Raw genomic sequence first — 23,258 nt, forward strand, 5'->3', positions numbered from 1 at the left:
AAAAAACCGCCATGATAGCCGAAGCCGGACGTGTCCCGAACGCACCGAGAGGCGACAAAACTATTCGCTCTAACCGCAGTCAGTAGCCCTGAATGCCACGCATGAAGCGTTTAAGTGGCTTACACTGCGTCTACCTCACCATTTGTTACAAGGAAATCGCACATGGGCATGCTCAGTGAGTTCAAGGCCTTCGCCGTCAAAGGAAATGTCGTGGACATGGCCGTCGGTATCATCATCGGCGCCGCCTTCGGCAAGATCGTCTCGTCGTTCGTCGGCGACGTGATCATGCCCCCCATCGGCCTGCTGATCGGTGGTGTGGACTTCAGTGACCTGGCCATTACCCTGAAGGCCGCCGAGGGCGATGTACCGGCCGTGGTCCTGGCCTACGGCAAGTTCATCCAGACCATCCTCGACTTCATCATCGTCGCCTTCGCCATCTTCATGGGCGTGAAAGCGATCAACCGCCTCAAGCGCGAAGAAGCCGTGGCACCGAGCGCACCGCCGGTACCAAGCGCCGAAGAAACCCTGCTGACCGAGATCCGCGACCTGCTCAAGGCGCAGAACCAGAAGTAAGCGGCAAGCTTCAAGCTACAAGCTGCAAGAAAAAGCCGGACCGCGATCTGTCAGCATCTGCGGTCCGGCTTTTTCTTGCAGCTTGCAGCTCGAAGCTTGCCGCTTATTACCAGTAGTTCTCCACCGCGACCTGCCCTGGCCGCTTGCTCAGGCTCAATTGCAAGTCGCGCGCCTTGAGCACCTTGCGCGTCTCATCGATCATGTCCGGGTTGCCGCACAGCATGATCCGCGAATGCTCCGGCGACAGCTCCAGCCCCGCCGCGCGCTCCAGCTCGCCGTTTTCGATCAGCGTGGTGATCCGCGCATTCAACGCCCCCGGATGCGGCTCTCGGGTCACCACCGGAATGAACTGCAACTTGCCGGCGAACTCCGCCAGGTAGTCGCGTTGCTCAAGCCCGGCGATCTCCTGCACATACGCCAGCTCCTTGGCCTCGCGCACCGAGTACACCAGTTTGATGTTGTCGAAGCGCTCCCAGGCCTCGAAGTCCTGCAGGATCGACATGAACGGCGCGATACCGGTGCCGGTAGCCAACAGCCACAGGTCGCGGCCACCGGTAAAGCGGTCGAGGGTCAGGTAGCCGAATGCTTGGCGGTCGATCAGCAAGGTATCGCCCGCGCCCAACCGGCTCAGCTCGCTGGTGAACTCACCGCCGGGCACCACGATGGAAAAGAAGTCGAGGAATTCGTCGTGGGGTGCGCTGACCATCGAGTAGGCGCGCCATACCACGCTGCCATCGGCCTTGGTCACGCCCAGGCGGGCGAACTGCCCGGAGCGGAAGCGAAAGCCTGGATCACGGCTGACCCGCAGGCTGAACAGGTTCGGCGTCAGTGGCTGAACATCGAGCAGGGTCTGGCGGGTGAACTTGTCGGCGCTGGCGGTCATGACGGGCTCCATAAATCAGATGCGCCAAGTGTCTCGCAAAGCGCCGGGGATAAACACCACCGGATTGTAGGGCATCGTTTTTGGCTGACAAAAAGCTGCGCAACAAATGCGACAGCTATAGCAAAAAAACCCAGCGCATCACGAGGACTTTTCCTACAATTGGCCCGTGCAGTCCGGTAATTGGATCCATCGGATTTCAGGGAGTTTCACCCATGTCACAGTGGCACAGCGAACAGCTTCAACAGATGCTGGGGGAGCACGACCCCGACAGATTGTTCCTCCAGGCGGTTGAGCTGGTGCAGGCACTCGGCATGCAATTCGTCGGCCTGGCGACCCACATGCATGTCGCGGGTAAAGCCCCCAAGGTGTGTTTCCGCAGCAACTACCCGGACGAGTGGCACCAGGTCTATCAGCACGAGTTCATGAACAGCGACCCGGCTTGCTGCGAATGCCGCAAGACTACCCTGCCGCTGTTGTGGAACGACGACCTGTTCAAAGAAATGCCGCAGCTGCGCGAGTCAGCCTGTGCCCACGGCCTGCGCCATGGCTGGACGCAATCGTTGTTCGATCAACTGCACAACGAGAGCCAGCTGAGTGTAGCCCGGCCAGACGACCCGATTCGCCCCATCGAACTCTATGAAAACGGCGCACAGATCATGTGGTTGTGCCAGGTGCTGCATGCCGCAGTGAGCGAACAGCATATGGCCAGCGAAGAGCACTATCCGCCACTGAGCAAGCGTGAGCTGGAAGTGATTAAGTGGTCCTCGGAAGGCAAAATCGCCGAGGATGTCGCCAAGATACTCTCGCTATCCACCAGCACCGTGAACTTCCACATCCGCAGCGTGATTGCCAAGACCAACACAAACAACAAGGTGGCAGCCATCGTCAACGTCTTCCGCCAAGGCCTGCTGTAACCCCCTCGAAGCGCAAAGCCCTGTAGAATCGCGTACCTCAAGCCCGTCGCGCACCGCGACGGCCAGATTCGCGCCGAGCCGTACTTAATGCCACTGTTCAACAGCCCCTTCGCCGACCTCGACCTGATTCGCCAGCCGGAACAGGCCAACGACCCGCTGCTGGCGTTCGACGCCGCCGACCAGTACCTGCTGGAGCACCTGGCGGCCCAAGCACCGGCCGCAGGCTGCCGGGTGCTGGTGCTCAACGACAGCTTCGGCGCCCTGGCCGCCAGCCTGGCCGGCAGGTTGGATGTCACCAGCAGCGGCGACTCGCACTTGGCGCGCATGGCGCTGGAGAAGAACCTGGCAGGCAACGGCAAGCCGTTTGATGCCGTGCCTTTCGTACCCGCCAACCAGCACTGGCAAGGGCCCTTCGATCGCGTGCTGGTGCGCGTACCGAAAACCCTGGCCCTGCTCGAAGAACAGCTGATCCGCCTGCAGGGCCACCTGGCCCCCGGCGCTCAGGTGATCGCCGGCGCCATGATCAAGCACCTGCCACGTGCGGCCGGCGACCTGATGGAAAAATACATCGGCCCGGTCCAGGCCTCGCTGGCCCAGAAGAAGGCCCGGCTGCTCACCGCCACGGTCGCCGAGCGCCCACTCGCCCAGTCCCCCTACCCTAGCCGCTACCGCCTCGACGCGCCGGCACTGGAGCTGGTCAACCACGCCAACGTGTTCTGCCGCGAAGGCCTGGACATCGGCACCCGTGCCTTCCTGCCGCACCTGCCACGCGACCTGGGCCGCGCCCGGGTGGCAGACCTGGGCTGCGGCAATGGCGTACTGGCCATCGCCAGCGCCCTGGCGAACCCTGACGCGCATTACACCCTGGTGGACGAGTCGTACATGGCGGTGCAATCGGCCCGTGACAACTGGCAGGCCGCGCTGGGCGATCGTGAAGTAGCCATTGAGGCGGCGGATGGCCTGGCGGGGCTAGCCAAGCAGTCGCTGGACGTGGTGTTGTGCAACCCGCCGTTCCACCAGCAGCAGGTGGTCGGCGATTTCCTCGCCTGGCGCATGTTCCAGCAGGCACGGGAGGCGCTGGAGGTGGGGGGAGCGTTGTACATCGTCGGCAACCGGCACCTGGGCTACCACAGCAAGCTGGCGCGGTTGTTCAGAGGTGTGGAGCAAGTAGCGGCGACGCCGAAGTTCGTCGTGCTCAAGGCGCGCAAGTAATGTAGACCCGGTGACAAGGTGGGAGCGGCGCACTGCCGCTCCCACGCTACCCACGATGGTTTCGATGCAGGCTCAGTGCGTGCTCAACCCCGCAGCACTCATGAACATCCGCATCCCGTAGGCGAATACCCCAAGCGCCGCGACACTCAGCGCCCAGATCAGCACCAGCCAGCCCAGGCGTTGCCACAACGGTTTCTTCTGTTCGACATCCATCATGGCGCGCTCCTAGTGATAGCCGTCTTCATGGGTCACCTTGCCGCGGAACACGTAGTAGCTCCAGTAGGTGTACCCGAGGATGAACGGCAGGATGAACAACGTGCCCACCAGCATGAAGCCCTGGCTCTGCGGCGGTGCGGCGGCATCCCAGATGCTGATCGACGGCGGGATGATGTTGGGCCACAGGCTGATCCCCAATCCGCTGTAGCCAAGGAAGATCAGCACCAGGGTGAGCAGGAACGGCGTGTAGTGCGCATTACGTGCCACCGCGCGCAGCAGGCCATAGAAGGTCACCATCACCAGTAGCGGCACCGGCATGAACCACACCAGGTTAGGCATGCTGAACCAGCGGTCGGCGATCTGCGGGTAGGCGATCGGTGTCCACAGGCTGACGATGCCGATCACTGCCAGCAGCACCAGCGCCAGGGGCCGCGCCATGTCGTGCATCTTCTGTTGCAGCGGCCCTTCGGTTTTCATGATCAGCCAGGTACAGCCCAGCAGGGTGTAGGCGACGATCAGGCCCAGGCCGGAGAACAGGGTGAACGGCGTCAGCCAGTCCAGGTAGCCGCCGACGAACTTGCGGTCGACCACCTTGAAGCCTTCAATGAAGGCGCCCAGGGCCACGCCCTGGAAGAAGGTGGCCACCAGCGAGCCCCAGATGAACGCCTTGTCCCAGATATGCCGCTTGTTGGCCCGCGCCTTGAAGCGGAACTCGAAGGCCACGCCGCGGAAGATCAGCCCCACCAGCATCAGGATCAGCGGCAGGTACAGCGCTTCCAGCACCACCGAGTAGGCCAGCGGGAAGGCGCCGAACAGCGCGGCGCCACCCAGCACCAACCAGGTTTCGTTGCCGTCCCATACCGGGGCGACGGTGTTCATCATCACATCACGGTCACGCTCGTCCTGGACGAACGGGAAGAGCATGCCGATCCCAAGGTCGAAACCGTCCATCACCACGTACATCATCACGCCGAAGATGATGATCACGGCCCAGATCAGCGGAAGATCGATACCCATCTCAGTTCCCCTCGCTCAGGCGGGTGGAGGTGGCCTCATGGCCATCATCGGCGGCGGACAGTGGCCGCGCCGGCGTACGTTGCTGGCCAGGGCCACCTGGGGTGTGCTCCTCGCCTTCGCCGGTTTTCGGCCCTTTGCGCACCAGCCGCATCATGTAGCCGATGCCGGTGCCGAACAGGGCGAAGTACACCACCACGAACATCACCAGGGTGAAACCGAGCTGCGCATAGCTATGGTTGGACACCCCGTCGGCGGTCCGCATCAGCCCGTAGACCACCCATGGCTGGCGACCGATCTCGGTGGTGAACCAGCCAGCGAGGATGGCGATCAGCCCCGACGGGCCCATCCACAGGGTCAGGTAGAGGAACGGCCGCGAGCTGTAAAGGGTGCCGCGCTTGCGCAGCCACACGCTCCACAGGCCAACGAAGATCATCAGCATGCCCAGGCCGACCATGACCCGGAACGACCAGAACACGATGGTCGAGTTGGGGCGGTCTTCGGGCGGGAACTCCTTCATTGCCGGCACTTGCTTGTCCAGGCTGTGGGTCAGAATCAGGCTGCCCAGGGCCGGGATCTCGATCTTGTAGCGGGTGGTTTCGGCTTGCATGTCCGGGATGCCGAACAGGATCAGCGGCGTCGGTTCACCGGGTTTGTTTTCCCAATGGCCCTCGATGGCCGCGATCTTCACCGGCTGGTGCTTGAGGGTGTTGAGGCCGTGGAAGTCACCGATCACCGCCTGGATCGGCGCGACGATCAGCGCCATCCACATGGCCATCGACAGCATCTTGCGTACCGCCGGGTTATCCCGGCCGCGCAACAGGTGCCAGGCCGCCGAGGCGCCGACGAAGAACGCCGTGGCGACGAAGGCGGCGGTGGCCATGTGCATCAGGCGGTAGGGGAAGGACGGGTTGAAGATCACCGCGAACCAGTCCACCGGGATCACTTGGCCATTGACGATCTCGTAGCCTTGGGGGGTCTGCATCCAGCTGTTGGACGCCAGGATCCAGAAGGTCGAAACCAAGGTGCCGAGCGCCACCATGCAAGTGGCGAAGAAGTGCAGGCCTCGGCCGACACGGTTCCAGCCGAACAGCATGACGCCAAGGAAGCCGGCCTCGAGGAAGAACGCCGTCAGTACCTCGTAGGTCAGCAAGGGGCCGGTGATGGAGCCCGCGAAGTCGGAGAACTGGCTCCAGTTGGTGCCGAACTGGTAGGCCATGACCAGGCCGGAGACCACGCCCATGCCGAAGTTGACGGCGAAGATCTTCGACCAGAAGTGGTAGAGGTCACGGTAGGTGTTGTTGCCGGTCTTGAGCCAAAGGCCTTCGAGAACCGCCAGGTAGCTCGCCAGGCCAATGGTGATGGCCGGGAACAGAATGTGAAAGGACACGGTAAAGGCAAACTGGATTCGGGCGAGCTCTAGGGCTTCTAATCCGAACATGGTGCTTCCTCTTCAGATAATCCGGCGTCCAGGCTTGTGGCCCTTGTCGCCCACTGCCCCCACAGTGATCGAGTGCGGCTCGTTGGAATTGTTCTGTTCGATCGCAGGGATTCCGGCCCGAGGGCCAAATTCGTTGCATCTGGAACGATTGATCCAAGTCAACGAATGTCTGGAAGCATAGTCCCGAATCAAGTCACAAGATGTGTGGTTGATTGCCGCGTGACCCGTTGTCCCACCCCCTTTTCCGGGCGCTGAAAAACTGTCCACCTCGACATTCAGCAACTAAATGTTACAAACAGATGCTACTCTGCAGACCCCTCTATTGCCGAGGTTACAGGCCTGCCGATGTCCGACTCCGCCCCGCAATTGCTGCGTCATCACCGCCCTTTCATGGCCTTCTGGCTGGCCCGCGTCTTCACTGCCAGCGGCTTCCAGATGCTCACCGTGGCCATCGGCTGGCACCTCTACCAGTTGACGGGCAATGTGCTCGATCTGGGCCTGGTCGGGCTGGTGGAATTTGCCCCGCGCGTGCTGTTCATGCTGCACACCGGGCACGTTGCCGACCGCTATGACCGGCGCAAGGTCGCCGCGCTTTGCCAGACCTTGCAGGCGCTGATCGCCCTGGCATTGGCCCTTGGCAGTGTCACTGACAACGTCAGCCGCGAGCTGATCTTCGTGCTGGCCTTCCTGCTGGGCGCCACCCGCTCGTTCGAGATGCCGGCCACCCAGGCGCTGCTGCCCAACGTAGTGCCACCGGGGCTGTTCCCGCGGGCGGTGGCGGCGTCGGCCTCGGCGACCCAGACCGCGACCATCGTCGCCCCGGCGGTGGGCGGTTTCCTGTATGCCTTCGGCAGCATCTGGGTGTATGCCCCGACCGTGGCCCTGTACGTGATTGCCTGCCTGCTCATGCTCAGCCTCGACGCCCGCCAGCAACCGCTCCAGCAAGGCCGCGCCAGCCTTGAGTCGCTGCTGGCCGGGATCCGCTTCATCCGCAGCCGCCCGGACATCCTCGGCGCCATCTCGCTGGACCTGTTCGCCGTACTGCTGGGCGGCGCCACCGCGCTGCTGCCGGTGTTCGCCAAGGACATCCTGCTCACCGGCGCCTGGGGCCTGGGCCTGCTGCGTTCGGCCCCGGCGGTGGGCGCGCTGCTGATGTCGCTGTGGCTGGCGCGCTTCCCGGTGGAACGCAAGGTGGGCCTGGTCATGTTCACTGCGGTGGGGGTGTTCGGCGTGGCGACCATCGCTTTCGGCTTGAGCACCTCGTTCTGGTTCTCCCTGGCGGTTCTGGTGGTGCTGGGCGCGGCTGACATGATCAGCATGGTCATCCGTGGCGCCTTCGTGCAGTTGGAGACCCCGGATGAAATGCGCGGCCGGGTGAGTGCGGTGAACGGGCTGTTCATCGGCGCCTCGAACCAGCTCGGCGAGTTCGAATCAGGGCTCACCGCGCACTGGTTTGGCACAGTGCCGGCGGTGGTGCTCGGTGGTGTCGGCACCCTGGTGGTGACCGGGGTGTGGATGAAACTGTTCCCGACCCTGACCCATCGGGATCGCTTGCACAACGGCTGAGCTCCACACAAATCCCTGTAGGAGCGGCCTTGTGTCGCGAAAGGGCCGCAAAGCGGCCCCAGATATCAGCCTTGCCTCAACAGACGCTGGGGCTGCGGTGCAGCCCTTTCGCGACACAAGGCCGCTCCTACACCGGACAACATTTCGCCGGTCAGGCACTCCCCAATGGCCATAGGCCCCCGCCCCCCATGCTGGTATGATGCGCGGCTTTTTTGCCCCCCACGCAAAACCGCGGCATCCGGTACGGTCTGTGCTTTGCTGTTGGGGACGATACATTCACGGCGCGAGGCGCCCTGGGAGCAGGCATGCTGGAAAGGCTGTTTCAACTAAAGGCACACAACACCAACGTGCGCACCGAGATTCTCGCGGGCGTCACCACCTTCCTGGCCATGGCCTACATCCTGTTCGTCAACCCGAGCATCCTCGGCGAGACCGGCATGGACAAGGGCGCGATCTTCGTCGCCACCTGCCTGGCCGCGGCCATCGGCTCGGTGACCATGGGCATCATCGCCAACTACCCGATCGCCCTGGCGCCGGGCATGGGCCTGAACGCCTTCTTCACCTACACCGTGGTTCTGCACATGGGCCACACCTGGCAGGTGGCGCTGGGTGCGGTGTTCCTGTCCGCCGTGCTGTTCTTCCTGCTGTCGATCTTCCGCATCCGCGAATGGATCGTGAACAGCATCCCGCTGCCGCTGCGTTCGGCCATTGCCGCCGGTATCGGTCTGTTCCTGGCGCTGATCGCCCTGCATAACGCCGGCATCGTCGTCGATAACCAGGCCACCTTGGTGGGCCTGGGCGACCTCAAGAAACCAGCGCCAATCCTCGCCACCCTGGGCTTCTTCCTGATCGTTGCCCTCGAGGCGATGAAAGTGCGTGGCGCGGTGCTGATCGGCATCCTCGCGGTGACCGTGGCCTCGATCGCCATGAACGTCACCCCATTCGGTGGCGTGGTGTCGATGCCGCCATCGCTGGCACCGACCTTCCTGCAGTTGGACATCAAAGGCGCCCTGGACGTCGGCCTGATCAGCGTGATCTTCGCCTTCCTGTTCGTCGACCTGTTCGACAACTCCGGCACCCTGATCGGCGTGGCCAAGCGCGCCGGCCTGATGGGCAAGGACGGCCACATGCCGAAAATGGGCCGCGCCCTGATCGCCGACAGCACCGCCGCCATGGCCGGTTCGCTGCTGGGCACCTCGACCACCACCAGCTACATCGAATCCGCCGCCGGCGTCAGTGCCGGTGGCCGCACAGGCCTGACCGCCATCGTGGTCGCCGTCTTGTTCCTGCTGGCGCTGTTCTTCGCCCCATTGGCCGGCAGCGTGCCGGCCTTCGCCACCGCCCCGGCGCTGCTGTTCGTCGCCGTGCTGATGGCCTCGGGCCTGGCCGAGATCAACTGGGATGACGTTACCGAAGCCGCGCCGGTGGTGGTCACCGCCCTGGCCATGCCGCTGACCTACTCGATCGCCAACGGCATCGCCTTCGGCTTCATCGCCTGGACCGCCATCAAGCTGCTGTCCGGCCGTCACCGCGACCTGAACCCAGCGCTGGTGATCCTGTCCATTCTGTTCGTCATCAAGCTGGGCTGGTTCAACGCATGAGTGCCGTTTTCGACCCTACGCAATACGACGCGCAGCTGGCGACCAAGGTCGCCCGCCTGCGTGAGCTGCTGGCGCCGTTCGCGGCGCCCAAGCCTGCGGTGTTCGACTCGCCGCGCGAGCACTACCGCCTGCGCGCCGAGTTCCGCCTGTGGCGCGAGGACGGCCAGCGCCATTACGCGATGTTCGCCCCGGGCGAGAAGCACAAGGCGATCCTGATCGACGACTTCCCCATCGCCAGCCAGCGCATCAACCAACTGATGCCGCGCCTGAAGGCCGCCTGGCAGGGCAATGAGGCGCTGAACAACCGCCTGTTCCAGGTGGAGTTCCTCACCACCCTGGCCGGCGATGCCATGGTCACCCTGTGCTACCACCGCCCGCTGGACGACGCCTGGGAAGCCGCTGCGCAGCAGTTGGCCGCCGAGCTGAATGTCAGTGTCATCGGCCGCTCCAAGGGCAAGCGCCTGGTGATCGGCCGTGACTACGCGGTAGAGAAACTGGACATCGCCGGCCGCACCTTCAGCTATCGCCAACCCGAAGGCGCGTTCACCCAACCCAACGGCGCGGTGAACCAGAAGATGCTCGGCTGGGCCTTCGAAGCCATGGGCGAGCGCGACGACGACCTGCTGGAACTGTACTGCGGCAACGGCAACTTCACCCTGCCGCTGGCCACCCGGGCCCGCCAGGTGCTGGCCACCGAGATCAGCAAGACCTCGGTCAACGCCGCGCTGCACAACCTCGACGAGAATGGCGTGGACAACGTGCGCCTGGTGCGCCTGTCGGCCGAAGAGCTGACCCAGGCGCTGAACGAGGTGCGCCCGTTCCGCCGCCTGGAAGGCATCGACCTCAAGGCCTACGACTTCGGCACCGTGTTCGTCGACCCGCCGCGCGCCGGCATGGACCCGGACACCTGCGAGCTGACCCGGCGCTTCGAGCGCATCCTGTACATTTCCTGCAACCCGGAAACCCTGGCGCAGAACATCGCCCAGCTGCACGATACCCACCGTATCGAACGCTGCGCGCTGTTCGACCAGTTCCCCTATACCCACCACATGGAAAGCGGGGTGCTGCTGGTTCGGCGCTGACCCTCGACATGGCGGGGCCGCAAGGGCCCCGTCGTGCGCTGCAAGGAGTGATGTGCCATTGGATCAGTTGAGTGCCATGCAGGCCTTCCGCCGGGTCGTCGACCACGGCGGCTTCAGCGCCGCCGCCCAGCAGGCAGGCGTTTCCCACACCGTACTGTCGCGCCGGGTGAAGAACCTCGAGCGCCACCTCGGCACCCAGCTGCTCAATCGCACCACCCGTCGCTTGCAACTGACCGAGGCCGGTGCGCTGTTCCATCGCCACTGCGTGCAGATTCTCGAGCAGATGCAGGCCATGAACCTGGAACTGTCCGAACACCAGCAGCAGCCCACCGGCACCCTGCGCCTGGGCGTGGCGACCGCCTTCGGTGAACTGGAACTGGGGCACTGGCTGCCGGACTTCATCGAGCGCCACCAGCGGTTGCAGGTCGAGCTGCACTGCAGCGACCGCTTCATCGATCTGCTGGAAGAAGACATCGATGTCTGCCTGAGGGTCACCGACCACCTGCCCGACTCCAGCCTGGTAGCCCGCAAACTGGCGGTCAGCACCCGTGTGCTGGTAGCCGCGCCCAGCTACCTGGAGCGTCATGGCACGCCGACCACACCTGACGCCCTGCTGGCCCATCCGCTGCTCGGCTACAACCGCTTGCCACAGCCACAGCGCCTGCAACTCACCGGCTCCACGGGTGAGCACCATGAGGTACTGATGCCCCGGCGCCTGGGCGCCAACTCGCCGATGGCCCTGCGAGCCGCGGCGATTGGCGGGCTGGGCATCGCCAGCTTCGATCGTTTCATTGTCCACGATGCCTTGCGCGACGGGCGCCTGGTACCGCTGCTGGCGGACTGGTCCCAGCCTTCACGCACGCTGTACGCCGTGTATCCGCAGAGCCGCCACGTCGCCCCCAAGGTACGGGCGCTGCTCGAGTATGTGCAGGCCTACTATGCCAGGCCACGGTGGGAACCTTGATTTGTGCATATTCGACACAAGACCTGGCTATTTTTTGACGTATTTGTGCGCATTTTCAAAGGCTAGTCTTCGCCCACTGTCATCTGGCGAAGGAGCCTCCCCATGAAAGTACTGCACACGATGTTCGTCGGCCTCACGCTGGCCGCACTCACCACCACGGCAAGCGCCGCTGGCGAGCCACCGAGCTCGGTACCTGACAGTACTGCCTTGAGATGGCAGGACGTGTCCGGCACCCAAGGCGTCGTGAGCTATGCCAACGTCGAGGGCGATCTGTTCGGCAAAGGGCCGTATTCAGCGTACGTGAAGTTTCGCAAAGGCACGGACAATGGCCTGCACAGCCACAGCCAGACACTGCCGACCGTGGTACTGAGCGGTACCTTCTATGCAGTGATCGATGGCAAAAGGGTCGAGTATCCGGCGGGCGCCTACTACAAGCTGCCGGCCAACCTCGTGCATGAAAGCGGCTGCACCGCTGCCGCGGATTGCCTGTTGTTCCAGTACCAGGCCGATGCGTTCGACCTGAACCCGGTCAAGGGCTGAGACTTGTCGCAAGGCCGGCTCCTGCGGGAGCCGGCCTTTGCTGGTCTTGAAACCTCAGAAGTCGAAGAACACCGTCTCCCCGTCCCCCTGGATACGGATATCGAAGCGATACGCCGTCTTCCCCTCCACTTCGCAGCGCTTGGCAATCAGCGTCTCGCGCCGCTGCGGCTGCTCGATGAGGTTGAGCACCGGGCACTTCGCGTTCGCCTCGCCCTCGTCATCGAAATACAACCGCGTGTGCAGGTGGATATTGATGCCCCGGGCAAACAGGCTGATGTTGATGTGCGGCGCCATCGGCACGCCCGCGGCGTTGTTCACCACACCCGGCTTGACCGTGTGCAGGGTCCATTCACCGGCATCGAAAGTGGTGGCGGTGCGGCCGAAGCTGTTGAAGACGTTCTCCTGGTTGTAGTCGTCCTGATACAGGCCGTTAGCGTCGGCCTGCCAGATCTCCAGGAACGAATCGCGCACCAGGTGGCCATTGCCGTCGTACACCTGGCCGATCAGCAGGATGTGCTCACCCGGGGCATTGGCCTTGGCCAGGCGGTTCCAGATTTCCTGGTCGCGGGTCGGGTTGCCGGCCGCTTCCAGGGCCAGGCCTATGTGTACGTAGGGGCCGGCGGTCTGCGAGGGGGTTTCCGGCAGCAGTTCGATAGGCATGACGGTGCTCCTCAGCGGTTTTCGAAGTGGGTCTGGCGCTGGCCGCGCAGGACGATGTCGAAGCGATAGGCCAGGCAATCCATGGGGTTGGCGTGGCTCATGTCGAGCCTGGCGATCAGCCGCTCGACCGCATCCGGGTTGGCGATCGACTTGACGATCGGGCACATCGGGATCAGCGGGTCACCCTCGAAATACAGCTGGGTGATCAGCTTGGTAGCGATCGACGGGCCGCTGACGGAGAAGTGGATATGCGCCGGGCGCCAGTCGTTGGGGCCGTTGCGCCATGGGTACGGGCCAGGCTTGATGGTGCGGAAGCTGTAGTAGCCGTCGCGGTCGGTCAGGCAACGACCGACGCCACCGAAATTCGGGTCCAGCGGCGCCAGGTAGCGGTCGTTCTTGTGCCGGTAACGGCCACCCGCGTTGGCCTGCCACATTTCCACCAGGGTGTTGGGCACCGGTTTGCCGTACTGGTCGACCACGCGGCCGGCGACGATGATCCGCTCGCCGATCGGCAGCCCACCGTTGTTGAAGTTCAGCAGCAGGTCGTGGTCATGCTCGCCGAAGCGCAGGTGGGAAAAGTCCGGGCCGGTGCTTTCGCTGATCGACTGCGGGATGCTCACCAACGCCTGGCGCGGCGAGCGGGCGACCGAGGTCTTGTAGTCGGGGGTGAAGGCCTTGGGGTGCCAGTTGCGATCACGGATCACGAAACGGCTGGTGTCCTGGGCAGGCATGCCGGTTACCTCTTTTGGAATTATGAAGTCGCCTGGGCGTGGCAGGCGGACTTGCAGTTTCCGGCAGGTACGACGGGATGAATATTGAATTCAGCGGTCATAGGCATAACCATTTGGTTATGCTCTTGCGCTTACCTCTACGGCCAGCGCGGCGCTGAACTAATCTTTTGACTTCATGTTTCAAAAAACTGGAGAGCAGCACATGGAATGGCGAAAAGGCCGACGCAGCGACAACGTGGTCGATGCCCGCGGCGAAGGTGGCGGTGGCGGCGGCATGCGTTTCGGCGGCGGCAAGGGCCTGGGGCTCGGTGCCATCCTGTTGATCGTCGGCATCGGCTGGCTCACCGGGCAGGACCCGCTGCAGATCCTCGGCCAGCTGGCCGGGCAGATGGACCAGCAGCAACAGACTGCCCCAGCCAATGTCGGCAGCAAGGCACCGCCCGCCAACGACGAACAGGCGGCGTTCGTCGCCTCGATCCTCGGCGACACCGAAGACACCTGGAAAGCCTTGTTCGCCCAGGCTGGCAAACAGTACCGCGACCCGAAACTGGTGCTGTTCAGCGGCCAGGTCAACTCGGCCTGTGGTTTCGCCTCGGCGGCGGTCGGGCCTTTCTACTGCCCGGCCGACCAGCGCGTGTACCTGGACATGAGCTTCTTCCGCGAAATGGAAACCCGCTTCGCCGCCGCCGGCGACTTCGCCCAGGCCTATGTGATCGCCCACGAAATCGGCCATCACGTGCAGACCCTGCTCGGGGTCTCGGCCAAGGTCGACGCCGCTCGCCGCAGCGGCCAGCGCCTGGAAGGCGACAATGGCTTGCTGGTGCGCCAGGAGCTGCAGGCCGACTGCCTGGCCGGCGTCTGGGCCTACCAAGCGCAAAAGCGCCTGAACTGGCTGGAACCGGGGGACGTGGAGGAAGCCCTGAACGCCGCCAATGCCATCGGCGACGACCGCTTGCAGCAACAGGGCCAGGGGCGTGTGGTACCCGACTCGTTCACCCACGGCACCTCGCAACAGCGGGTGCGGTGGTTCAAGGCCGGGTTCGGCAGTGGCGATGTGAACCAGTGCGATACCTTCTCCAGCCGTAGCCTTTGATCATCGCGGGGCAAGCCCGCTCCCACGCTTTGGGGCGGTCCACCGCGTGGGAGCGGGCTTGCCCCGCGATGATTTCGAATAAACGCAAACGTTTTCAGGCAGTTACAAATCTGCTGAAAAAGCGTTTCAGCTTGCCCCTGCCCTGCCGATAACCCCTGCACGAATCAGCGGGGCTCCCACAACAATAACGCCCAGCGATTGAGATCAAGTGAGCGAAATCATTTTCTGGGAGAGCGTGCATGAACAGCTGGTTCGCCAACATCAGCGTCAACCTCAAACTCGGCCTGGGCTTCGGCCTGGTGCTGGTACTGACCGGCCTGCTGGCCCTGACCGGCTGGAACAGCCTGGGCAGCCTGATCGACCGCAGCAATTGGATGGGCGACATCGGCCAGCTCAACAAGGACCTGACCGACCTGCGCATCGCCCGCCTGCAATACATGATCGCCAACGGCGACGACACAGCGGCGGCCAACACCCAGGCCAAGCTGGACGCATTCAGCAAGCAGCAGGAATACCTGGTCAGCACCTTCAAGAGCCCCGAGAACGTCAAGCTGCTGCGTGAGCTGGGCCAGACCATCAGCGAGTACAAAGTCTCGCTTAACAAAATGCGCACAGGCTACAAGGCCTCGCTGGCCGCCCGTGAAGTGATGACCGCCTCGGCCATCAAGGCTGACGAAGCCATGGACACCCTGAGCCAGGATGTCATGGCGCGCGCCGAGAGCGACAGCGTGCGCCTGGCCCAGTACCAGCTGATCAGCAAGGCGCGCCAGCAACTGCTGCAGGTACGCATCGACGTGCGTGGCTACATCGCCGACAACAGCGCGGCCAACGAGCAAGCCGCCCTGCGCCAGCTGGATGCCGCGCTGGCCGAAGCCGACAACCTCAAGGGCCAGCTGCCCAACGAAGCCACGCGCCTTCGCCAGTTCGAGCAATCGGTGCAGAGCTACCGTGACGCCGTGCGCCAGTTCCGCGACGCCGTGGCCAGCATCGCCACCGCCCGCGCCGAAATGACCGTGCAGGGCGCCGACATCGTCAAGCGCAGCGACGCGCTGTACCAGATCCAGCTTGAGCGCCGCGACATCGAAAGCGCCCAGGCCCGTAGCCTGCAGATCACCGCCACGCTGCTGGCATTGCTGGTCGGCGTGCTGGCGGCAGTGATCATCACCCGTCAGATCACCCGCCCGCTGCGTGAAACCCTGCAGGCCGTGGAGCAGATCGCCGGCGGCGACCTCACCCAGAACCTGCGCGTGACCCGCCGCGACGAGCTCGGCGTGCTGCAACAGGGCATCGGCCGCATGGGCACCACCTTGCGCGAACTGATCACCGGTATCCGCGACGGCGTCACCCAGATCGCCAGCGCAGCCGAAGAGCTGTCGGCGGTGACCGAGCAGACCAGCGCCGGTGCCAACAGCCAGAAGGTCGAGACCGACCAGGTGGCCACCGCCATGCACGAAATGGCCGCCACCGTGCAGGAAGTGGCGCGCAATGCCGAACAAGCGGCCTTTGCCGCGACCAATGCCGACGGTGAAGCCCGCGGCGGCGACAAAGTGGTGGGTGAGGCGATCAGCCAGATCGAACGCCTGGCTCAGGAAGTCAAACGCTCCACCGACGCCATGACCCTGCTGCAGCAGGAAAGCCAGAAGATCGGCAGCGTGATGGATGTGATCAAGTCGGTGGCCGAGCAGACCAACCTGCTGGCCCTCAACGCCGCCATCGAAGCTGCCCGTGCCGGTGAAGCCGGGCGTGGCTTTGCGGTGGTCGCCGACGAAGTGCGCGGCCTGGCCCAGCGCACCCAGCAGTCGACCGAGGAGATCGAAGGCCTGATCGCCAGCCTGCAGCACGGTACCCAGGAGGTCGCCGAAGCGATGAACGGCAGCCGTAGCCTGACCGACAGCAGTGTGGAACTGGCGCGCAAGGCCGGTAGTTCGCTAGAGAACATCACCAGTACGGTGTCGAATATCCAGTCGATGAACCAGCAGATCGCCGCCGCCGCCGAGCAGCAGAGCGCCGTGGCCGAAGAGATCAGCCGCAGCATCCTGAATGTGCGTGATGTGTCGGAGCAGACCGCTGCGGCCAGTGATGAAACCGCGGCCTCCAGCGTGGAGCTGGCGCGCCTGGGTGGTCACCTGCAGACACTGGTCAGCCAGTTCCGCGTCTGACCCACAAAAGCATCGCGGGGCAAGCCCGCTCCCACAGGTCGTGGGAGCGGGCTTGCCCCGCGATCATTTCACCCCTGCCCTATTTGACGATCATCCCCACGCCCCGCCCACGCGGATCTGACGCGGTCTCCAGCTTCTCCCCGGTAACCCGGATCGCCTGGATGTCGCCCATCTCCCAGCCCTGATCCTCCAGCACATAACCCATCTTCTTCAGGTCATCGGCCACCTTGCCGGTGAGCGGCGCATAGCTGTCGAAATAGATGGTGTCCTTGGGCAGCAACTGGTGATGCACCCGCTGCGCCGCCACCGATTTCTCCAGCGGCATGTTGTAGTCATACAGGTTGTTCATCACCTGGAAGATCGAGGTGAAGATCCGCGAACCGCCCGGCGTGCCCACCACCAGCACCACCTTGCCGTCACGGGTCACCAGGGTCGGGCTCATGGACGAGAGCATGCGCTTGCCCGGGGCGATGGCGTTGGCGTCACCGCCCACCACGCCGAAGGCGTTGGCCGCACCGGGCTTGGCGCTGAAGTCATCCATCTCGTCGTTGAGCAGGAAGCCTGCGCCCTTCACCACCACGCCGCTGCCGTAGTCGAGGTTGAGGGTGTAGGTGTTGCTCACCGCGTTGCCCTGCTTGTCGACGATGGAGAAGTGCGTGGTCTGGTGCGGCTCCAGGCCCGGCTTGACCTTGTCGGTCTCGGAGATCGCGTTCGGGTTGACCTGCTCCGCGCGCTTGGCCAGGTAGTCCTTGGCGACCAGCTTGTCCACCGGCACCTGGGTAAAGGCGGGGTCACCCAGGTAGTCGGCGCGGTCGGCGAACACGCGCTTCTCGATTTCGGCCAGCAGGTGGATGTACTTGGCCGAGTTGTGCTCGACGCCCTTGAAGTCGGCCGCACGGTCTTCCTTGATGCCCAGCAGCTGGGCCAGGGCGACGCCGCCAGAGCTCGGCGGCGGCGCGGTGTAGACCACGTTGCCGCGCCAGTCGATGGCCATCGGGTTGCGCCACAGCGCCTTGTAGTCCTTGAGGTCTTCCTTGGTGATCAGGCCCTTGTCGGCCTGCATCTGCGCCACCAGCAGGTCGGCGGTCTTGCCCTGGTAGAACTCGCTGACGCCCTTGTCGGCGATGCGCTCCAGGGTCTGCGCCAGCTCCGGCTGCTTGAACAGCTCACCCACCTTCATGCTGCCGAAGTAATCATTGAAATTGGTGGCGGTCTTGAACAGGCCCTGGGCGTCGTCGCGGTACTGGTACTGCTTCTGGGCAATCTTGAAGCCGTTCTTGGCATAGCCGATGGCGGGGGTGAGCAGCTCGCTCCACTTGAGCTTGCCGAACTTCTGATGCGCCTCCCACAGGCCCATCACCGTGCCCGGCACGCCGGCTGCACGCACGCCGACCAGGCTGAGGTTCTCGATCACCTCGCCCTTGTCATCCAGGTACATGGTCTTGGTGGCGGCCTTGGGGGCCACTTCGCGGTAGTCGAGGAAGTACGGTTTGCCGTCGACGAACAGGGTCATGAAACCACCGCCGCCGATGTTGCCGGCCTCGGGGTAGGTGACGGCGAGGGTGAAGGCCGTGGCGACGGCGGCGTCCACCGCGTTGCCGCCCTTCTTGAGGATATCGGCGGCCACCTGTGCGCCATATTGATCAGGCGCGGCTACCGCGCCGCCTTCCAGCGTCACGGCAAAAGCAGAGGAACAGCTCAGGATCGCGGCCCCGAGGGCCAATGGCTGGAACATGACAAGACGCATGGGCACTTCCTTGGTGTTGTTTTTGTTGATCAGTCATTAAGGCCGAAGCGCTCCGACTAAGCAAACACCGTAGGAAATTTCCGCCGCCGACGGGCAGCAGTTGTCGCATTCAGGCAACTGCGCAGGCGTACGCCGCCAGCTTGGCCTGGATGAAATCAAGGAAGCACTGAATGCGCAGGGCCAGCTGGGTATTGCGGTAGTAGACCGCATTGATCGGCTGGCGATAGCCGTTGTTGTGCTCCGCCAGCAGCACCTGCAGGCGGCCGGCACGGATGTCTTCGTGGGTCATGAAGTGCGACAGGCTGACGATGCCTTCCCCGGCGATGGCCAGCTGGCGCAGGGTCTCGCCGCTGGACGCGAGCAACTGCGGGCGGATCGCCCAGTGCTCGCCCTGGGCGTGGCGCAGCGGCCACTGGTTGAGCGACTCGGGGGAGCTGAAACCGAGCAGGCAATGCTCGGCGAGGTCCTCGACGTTCTGCGGGGTGCCGTGCCGGGCCAGGTACGCAGGGCTGGCGAGCACCTGCACCGGGCTGCAACCCAGCGCCCGGGCATGCAGGCTGGAGTCGGCCAGCTCACCGATGCGGATGGCTACGTCGGTGCTCTGCTCCAGCAGGTCGATGATCAGGTCGTCGGTGTTCAGTTCAAGTTCGATATCGGGATACTGCTGACGGAACTCGCTGATCCAGGGCAGGATCGCGTGCAGCATGAACGGCCCGGCAGCATTGATGCGCAGGCGCCCGGACGGGGTCTGGCGGTGCATCGACAGGCGCTCTTCCATGTCGTCCATCTGCTCGAGGATCTGCCGCGAACGTTCGAGGAAGAAGCGCCCTTCTTCGGTCAGGTCCATGCGCCGGGTGGTGCGGTTGACCAGCGTGGTGCCCAGCTTGCCCTCCAGGCGCGACAAGGTGCGACTGACCGCCGACGGGGTCTGGCCGATCTGCTCGGCAGCGGCGGAGATCGAACCGCAATCGATGACGGCGACGAATACCTGGAGTTCTTCGGAGCGGGTTTTCACGCGAGTGGCCTAGATTGAATGTCGAACTGATTCATAGCTGCTACGTCGGCGCCGTGCAAGGGGCCGCTGTGCGGCCCATCGCCGGCAAGCCGGCTCCCACAAGCCTCTGTGGGAGCCGGCTTGCCGGCGAAAGGGCTGCGCACGCTTATTGCGCCTTGCCGAACACCGCTTGCAGATGCTGCTCATAGGCCGCCAGCGCCGCCGGCACATCCGGCCGCTTCATCACATCCACCGCCAGGAAGGTCGGCAGCCCGGTCATGCCGAGGAACTGGTTGGCCTTGTGGAACGGGAAGTACACCGCGTCCACGCCCTTGCCTTCAAAGAAGTCAGCCGGGTCATCGAACGCCTGCTGGGGTGCGTTCCAGGTCAGCGACAGCATGTACTGCTTGCCATGGATCAGCCCGCCGCTGCCGTACTTCTGCGAAGCGTCCGAGCGGGTACGGCCATCGCTGGCATACAGGCTGCCGTGGCCAGCGGTGAACACCTCGTCGATGTACTGCTTCACGGTCCAGGGGGCGCCCATCCACCAACCGGGCATCTGGTAGATGATCACATCGGCCCAAAGGAATTTTTCGACTTCTTCCCGGGCGTCGTAACCGCCATCGATGAAGGTTTGCTTCAGGTCGAAACCGGCACGGTCCAGGTGGGCCAGGGCAGCCTCGTGCAGGGTCTCGTTGAGGCGACCGTCGGAATGGGCGAATTGCTTGCCGCCGTTGAGCAGAAGAATTTTTTTCATGGTGTGCCTCGAAGGGTCGGTATCGGCGACCGGGTCAATTGGATGGCGGCAGATTAGGCAGTCGCGGGCGGCGGATAAAGCCGGGGCACTGCAAAATACATTTGCCTGCAAATCACGAATTGCCAGCCAATTATTGCCTTAGAATCTGCTCACCATCTCATCCACAGAGGCCTCACCATGAGCGAGCAGTTTGCTTTCATCCTCCAAGCCAAGACCCGCCCGGAAATGTCCGATGCCTTCGAGCAACTGCTGCGCCCCTACGTGGAGCCGAGCCGCCAGGAGCCGGGCTGCATCGAGTACCACATGCTGCGCGACAAGGAAGACCCGAGCCTGTTCCTGTTCTTCGAGGTGTGGGCAGACAAGGCGGCACTGGACGTGCACTCGGCCCTGCCGCACATGACTGAATTCTTTGAAAACCGCATGAAATACCTGGAGCGCGACTTCGATTTGCAGATGATCGAAATGCTCAGTGCCTCCTCCGCTAACCGTTGATCAGCAGGTGCCCGCCGAGCAGCGCCAGGCCGATGAAAAAGCAGCGCCTGAACAGCGCTGCACTGATACGGCTGCGAAGCCAGGTACCGGCGAGCATGCCCAGCAACGCCGGGGCCAGCACCAGCAATGAGGCACCCAGCGCCTGGCCGTCCAGTACCTCCTGGCCGGCCAGGCCGATGGCCAGCGCCAGGGTCGAGACGGTGAACGACAGGCCCAAGGCCTGGACCATCTCGTCTCGGCTAAGGCCGAGGCTCTGCAGATAGGGCACGGCGGGCATCACGAACACCCCGGTGGCAGCCGTGACCACTCCCGTCACCAGCCCGCACAACGGGCCCAGCCAGCGCTCGTGATGCCGCGCCAGGCGCAGGCCCGGCCCGATCAAGCCATACAGGGCGTAAACCACCAGCGCACCACCCAAGGCGTGGGCCGCCCAGGGGCCACTGTCGATCCCCAGCCAGCGACTGCCCAGCAAGGTGCCGACGAAGATCATCAGCAGCACCCCGCCCAAGCGCCGCACCAACGCCCGCAGATGCCCGCCTGCCGCCAGCTGCCACAGGTTGGTCAGCGTCGAAGGCACGATCAGCAGCACCGCAGCCTGCGCCGGAGGCATAGCCAGCCCAAGCAGGCCCATGGCGATGGTCGGCAACCCCAGGCCGATGACCCCTTTGACCGCGCCGGCCAGCAGGAAGGTGAGCACCACCAGCAACGTCAATGCCGGGCCGATGTTCTGGTAAAACGCGAAAAATGTATTCATGGCGCCATCCTGACCTGGCCGCGCAGGCCTGAAAATTCGCCATATACTCAGCCAGACTTTTGCCAGGACAGAGGCTGATGCATTTCGACCTGACCGACCTTGCGCTGTTCCAACACACCCTGGAGTGCGGCAACATCACTGCCGGCGCACGCCGCAGCCACCTGTCGCTGCCGGCCGCCAGCGCACGGATCCGCGCCATGGAAACCTCGCTCGGCATCCCGTTGCTCGAACGCAATCGCCGCGGCGTGCAGCCGACACCCGCTGGCCAGGCCCTGCTGCAGCACGCGCGGTTGATCGCCGCGCAGGTGGAGCGGTTGCAATACGACCTGGCTCAGTACGCCAAGGGCCAGCAGGGCCAGGTGCGCCTGCTGTGCAACACCGCGGCGCTGACCGAGTACCTGCCCGAGTTGCTGGCACGGTATCTGGTCGAGTACCCGGGGGTGAGCATCGACGTGCAGGAACAGCCGAGCCTGCGCATCGTCCAGGCCATTACCCAAGGCATGGCCGACCTGGGCATCGTCTCCACCGCTGCGCCCAGTGGGCATCTGCAGACTCGAGTGTTTCGCGACGATCCGCTGGTGCTGGTGATGCCGGAGGGGCATGCACTGGCCGAAGCAGCCGCGCCCGATTTTGTGCAAAGCCTTGCATACGGGCATGTCGGCTTGGGCACGAACAGCGCCCTGGCCTTGCACCTTGAGGAACAGGCACTGCGGCTGGGGCACAGGATGCGTGTGCGGGTACGCGCCGAGGGCTTCGATGGAGTGATCCGCATGGTGGCTGGCGGGGCCGGCGTGGGGGTGGTGCCATTGGCCTCGGTACGGCGTTGGGAAGGTGTATTGCCCCTGCACTGGGTGGCGCTGCACGAGGCGTGGGCGAACCGGCAATTGCAGGTGTGCGCCCGGGATTTTGCCGCGCTGCCAGGCTATGCGGCGGCGCTGGTCGAGCATTTGCTGACGACCTGATCAGCTGCGCGATCCCTGTAGGAGCGGCCTTGTGCCGCGATAGGGGCGCGGAGCGGCCCCAGGATCGGTGTATGTCACACAATTGCCGGGGCTGCTACGCAGCCCTATCGCGACACAAGGCCGCTCCTACAGGGACCGCGCCAACCCCGGCGGCTAGCGGAAGGCGACCGCCAGCTCGCGCAGCGCAGCCGAGGCGAGGAAGCCAGAGCGCGAGGCATAACGATGATCGCGTTTCACCTTTTCGTCGATGCGCTGCAGCAGGTTCTCGGGCAACGTGGCATTGAAGCGCACCGCCTTGCCCAGGTACGGGGTGACATCGAAGTCCACCACCGCCCAGACGCCCCCGGCGTAGTCGGGATTGGCCACATGCACATCCACCTCCTCGGCCTGCGGCAGCGCCTCGCCGTCGGCCACCAGGCCTTCGAAATGCAGGGCCAGCGCTTCCTGCACATTCTCCAGCGCCTGGGAAACAGTAGCGCCGGCCGAGAAGCAGCCAGGCACGTCGGGCACGATCACGCCGTAATCCGAGCCCTCATCCTTATGCAGTACAACGGGGAATTTCATGGTCTGTCTCCCTTGGTCCTGCGGGCCGCGAAGCGCCCCGCTCAACGCAACCGGCCTCATTTCAAGCCAGCCTGTTTCAAAATGCTGTGCACGGTGCCCCTGGGTAGATCGCTTTTGGGATGGGGAACCGTGACCCGCCCTCGCTTGTACGGATGCCTGAATTGATGGTGACTTCCTTTCACTTCCACCTCGTACCAACCATCAGCCTCAATGAGCTGGATCACGTCCCTGCTGCGCATGCATCCGTCCTTTGGCAGGTGATGTGTAGCGTACACACCACTATGGGTTTTAACCAAGCCAAATACACACCATGCACACAATAGGCGACAAGCGGCACAT

Annotated in this window: 24 protein-coding genes; 12 read left to right on the forward strand and 12 right to left on the reverse strand. The window is 63.9% G+C overall.

The window, feature by feature from the left end; all coding sequences use genetic code 11:
* Positions 1-162 precede the first annotated feature (162 nt).
* Entirely contained in the window at positions 163-573 is a 411-nt protein-coding gene (gene mscL, locus LOY51_RS23375; protein ID WP_125465597.1) for a large-conductance mechanosensitive channel protein MscL, read from the forward strand.
* A 106-nt stretch (positions 574-679) separates the two neighbouring features.
* On the opposite strand, the gene LOY51_RS23380 is transcribed toward mscL, so the two are convergent.
* Positions 680-1,456 carry a ferredoxin--NADP reductase gene (locus LOY51_RS23380; RefSeq protein WP_125465598.1) on the reverse strand — a complete coding sequence of 259 codons (777 nt, stop codon included), beginning with the start codon at positions 1,454-1,456 and terminating at the stop codon, positions 680-682.
* A gap of 212 nt (positions 1,457-1,668) precedes the next feature.
* On the opposite strand from LOY51_RS23380, the gene LOY51_RS23385 reads away from it, so the two are divergent.
* Entirely contained in the window at positions 1,669-2,370 is a 702-nt protein-coding gene (locus LOY51_RS23385; protein WP_125860446.1) for an autoinducer binding domain-containing protein, read from the forward strand.
* 87 nt (positions 2,371-2,457) lie between these two features.
* Positions 2,458-3,582 carry a methyltransferase gene (locus LOY51_RS23390; RefSeq protein WP_125860448.1) on the forward strand — a complete coding sequence of 375 codons (1,125 nt, stop codon included), beginning with the start codon at positions 2,458-2,460 and terminating at the stop codon, positions 3,580-3,582.
* A 72-nt stretch (positions 3,583-3,654) separates the two neighbouring features.
* Here LOY51_RS23390 and LOY51_RS23395 read toward each other — a convergent pair whose 3' ends face one another.
* Genes LOY51_RS23395 through LOY51_RS23405 form a run of 3 tightly spaced genes read right to left on the reverse strand, consistent with a single transcriptional unit; the run spans position 3,655 to position 6,253 of the window.
* Positions 3,655-3,795, reverse strand: a complete 141-nt coding sequence (locus LOY51_RS23395; RefSeq protein ID WP_178125879.1) for a DUF2474 domain-containing protein — start codon at positions 3,793-3,795, stop codon at positions 3,655-3,657.
* Positions 3,796-3,807: 12 nt separating this feature from the next.
* A complete protein-coding gene (gene cydB, locus LOY51_RS23400) occupies positions 3,808-4,815 on the reverse strand; it encodes a cytochrome d ubiquinol oxidase subunit II (protein ID WP_125465602.1) in 1,008 nt (335 codons plus the stop codon).
* 1 nt (position 4,816) lies between these two features.
* The gene (locus LOY51_RS23405) at positions 4,817-6,253 is read right to left on the reverse strand and encodes a cytochrome ubiquinol oxidase subunit I (RefSeq protein WP_258643279.1); all 1,437 of its coding nucleotides are present in this window, start codon (positions 6,251-6,253) and stop codon (positions 4,817-4,819) included.
* Between the two features lie 345 nt (positions 6,254-6,598).
* Here LOY51_RS23405 and LOY51_RS23410 point away from each other — a divergent pair, with 345 nt between their 5' ends.
* The 5 genes from LOY51_RS23410 to LOY51_RS23430 all read left to right on the forward strand — a co-directional run bounded on the left by LOY51_RS23410 (position 6,599) and on the right by LOY51_RS23430 (position 12,006).
* Positions 6,599-7,819 (forward strand): MFS transporter, encoded by a 1,221-nt coding sequence (locus tag LOY51_RS23410; protein WP_125465604.1) that lies wholly within the window; start codon positions 6,599-6,601, stop codon positions 7,817-7,819.
* 305 nt (positions 7,820-8,124) lie between these two features.
* The gene (locus tag LOY51_RS23415) at positions 8,125-9,420 is read left to right on the forward strand and encodes an NCS2 family permease (protein WP_125465605.1); all 1,296 of its coding nucleotides are present in this window, start codon (positions 8,125-8,127) and stop codon (positions 9,418-9,420) included.
* A complete protein-coding gene (gene trmA, locus LOY51_RS23420; protein WP_125860454.1) occupies positions 9,417-10,502 on the forward strand; it encodes a tRNA (uridine(54)-C5)-methyltransferase TrmA in 1,086 nt (361 codons plus the stop codon). The genes LOY51_RS23415 and trmA overlap by 4 nt, the downstream gene beginning before the upstream one ends.
* Positions 10,503-10,560: 58 nt before the next feature.
* A complete protein-coding gene (locus tag LOY51_RS23425; protein WP_125860456.1) occupies positions 10,561-11,466 on the forward strand; it encodes a LysR family transcriptional regulator in 906 nt (301 codons plus the stop codon).
* Between the two features lie 120 nt (positions 11,467-11,586).
* The gene (locus LOY51_RS23430) at positions 11,587-12,006 is read left to right on the forward strand and encodes a cupin domain-containing protein (RefSeq protein ID WP_374046963.1); all 420 of its coding nucleotides are present in this window, start codon (positions 11,587-11,589) and stop codon (positions 12,004-12,006) included.
* Positions 12,007-12,060: 54 nt separating this feature from the next.
* On the opposite strand, the gene pcaG is transcribed toward LOY51_RS23430, so the two are convergent.
* Both pcaG and pcaH read right to left on the reverse strand, forming a co-directional pair.
* Positions 12,061-12,666, reverse strand: coding sequence for a protocatechuate 3,4-dioxygenase subunit alpha (gene pcaG / locus LOY51_RS23435; protein WP_125860460.1), 606 nt, complete (start codon positions 12,664-12,666; stop codon positions 12,061-12,063).
* Between the two features lie 11 nt (positions 12,667-12,677).
* Positions 12,678-13,397, reverse strand: a complete 720-nt coding sequence (pcaH, locus tag LOY51_RS23440; protein WP_125465610.1) for a protocatechuate 3,4-dioxygenase subunit beta — start codon at positions 13,395-13,397, stop codon at positions 12,678-12,680.
* 202 nt (positions 13,398-13,599) lie between these two features.
* Here pcaH and ypfJ point away from each other — a divergent pair, with 202 nt between their 5' ends.
* Complete coding sequence (gene ypfJ / locus LOY51_RS23445) at positions 13,600-14,490, forward strand: KPN_02809 family neutral zinc metallopeptidase (protein ID WP_125465611.1); 891 nt, start codon at positions 13,600-13,602, stop codon at positions 14,488-14,490.
* Positions 14,491-14,864: 374 nt separating this feature from the next.
* A complete protein-coding gene (locus LOY51_RS23450; protein ID WP_445081726.1) occupies positions 14,865-16,649 on the forward strand; it encodes a methyl-accepting chemotaxis protein in 1,785 nt (594 codons plus the stop codon).
* 79 nt (positions 16,650-16,728) lie between these two features.
* On the opposite strand, the gene ggt is transcribed toward LOY51_RS23450, so the two are convergent.
* The 3 genes from ggt to mdaB all read right to left on the reverse strand — a co-directional run bounded on the left by ggt (position 16,729) and on the right by mdaB (position 20,147).
* Entirely contained in the window at positions 16,729-18,396 is a 1,668-nt protein-coding gene (gene ggt / locus LOY51_RS23455; protein WP_125860464.1) for a gamma-glutamyltransferase, read from the reverse strand.
* 109 nt (positions 18,397-18,505) lie between these two features.
* A complete protein-coding gene (locus tag LOY51_RS23460) occupies positions 18,506-19,411 on the reverse strand; it encodes a LysR family transcriptional regulator (RefSeq protein WP_258643286.1) in 906 nt (301 codons plus the stop codon).
* Positions 19,412-19,556: 145 nt separating this feature from the next.
* Complete coding sequence (gene mdaB / locus LOY51_RS23465) at positions 19,557-20,147, reverse strand: NADPH:quinone oxidoreductase MdaB (RefSeq protein WP_258643288.1); 591 nt, start codon at positions 20,145-20,147, stop codon at positions 19,557-19,559.
* 177 nt (positions 20,148-20,324) lie between these two features.
* Between mdaB and LOY51_RS23470 the strand changes: the two genes are divergently transcribed.
* Complete coding sequence (locus LOY51_RS23470; protein ID WP_125465616.1) at positions 20,325-20,639, forward strand: putative quinol monooxygenase; 315 nt, start codon at positions 20,325-20,327, stop codon at positions 20,637-20,639.
* Here LOY51_RS23470 and LOY51_RS23475 read toward each other — a convergent pair.
* The gene (locus LOY51_RS23475) at positions 20,629-21,393 is read right to left on the reverse strand and encodes a sulfite exporter TauE/SafE family protein (RefSeq protein WP_125860472.1); all 765 of its coding nucleotides are present in this window, start codon (positions 21,391-21,393) and stop codon (positions 20,629-20,631) included. The two genes, LOY51_RS23470 and LOY51_RS23475, sit on opposite strands and share 11 nt — an antisense overlap.
* Before the next feature lie 77 nt (positions 21,394-21,470).
* Between LOY51_RS23475 and LOY51_RS23480 the strand changes: the two genes are divergently transcribed.
* Positions 21,471-22,355: a LysR family transcriptional regulator gene (locus LOY51_RS23480; protein WP_258643291.1), complete on the forward strand. Its 885-nt coding sequence runs from the start codon at positions 21,471-21,473 to the stop codon at positions 22,353-22,355.
* 153 nt (positions 22,356-22,508) lie between these two features.
* Here the strand turns inward: LOY51_RS23480 and LOY51_RS23485 are convergent, their stop codons facing one another.
* Both LOY51_RS23485 and LOY51_RS23490 read right to left on the reverse strand, forming a co-directional pair.
* Positions 22,509-22,919 carry a type II toxin-antitoxin system HicB family antitoxin gene (locus LOY51_RS23485; protein WP_125465619.1) on the reverse strand — a complete coding sequence of 137 codons (411 nt, stop codon included), beginning with the start codon at positions 22,917-22,919 and terminating at the stop codon, positions 22,509-22,511.
* 56 nt (positions 22,920-22,975) lie between these two features.
* Positions 22,976-23,158, reverse strand: coding sequence for a type II toxin-antitoxin system HicA family toxin (locus LOY51_RS23490; RefSeq protein WP_125465620.1), 183 nt, complete (start codon positions 23,156-23,158; stop codon positions 22,976-22,978).
* Between the last annotated feature and the right edge of the window lie 100 nt (positions 23,159-23,258).

It is taken from the genome of Pseudomonas sichuanensis (genome assembly GCF_024749065.1).
GTDB classification, from domain to species: Bacteria; Pseudomonadota; Gammaproteobacteria; order Pseudomonadales; family Pseudomonadaceae; genus Aquipseudomonas; species Aquipseudomonas sichuanensis.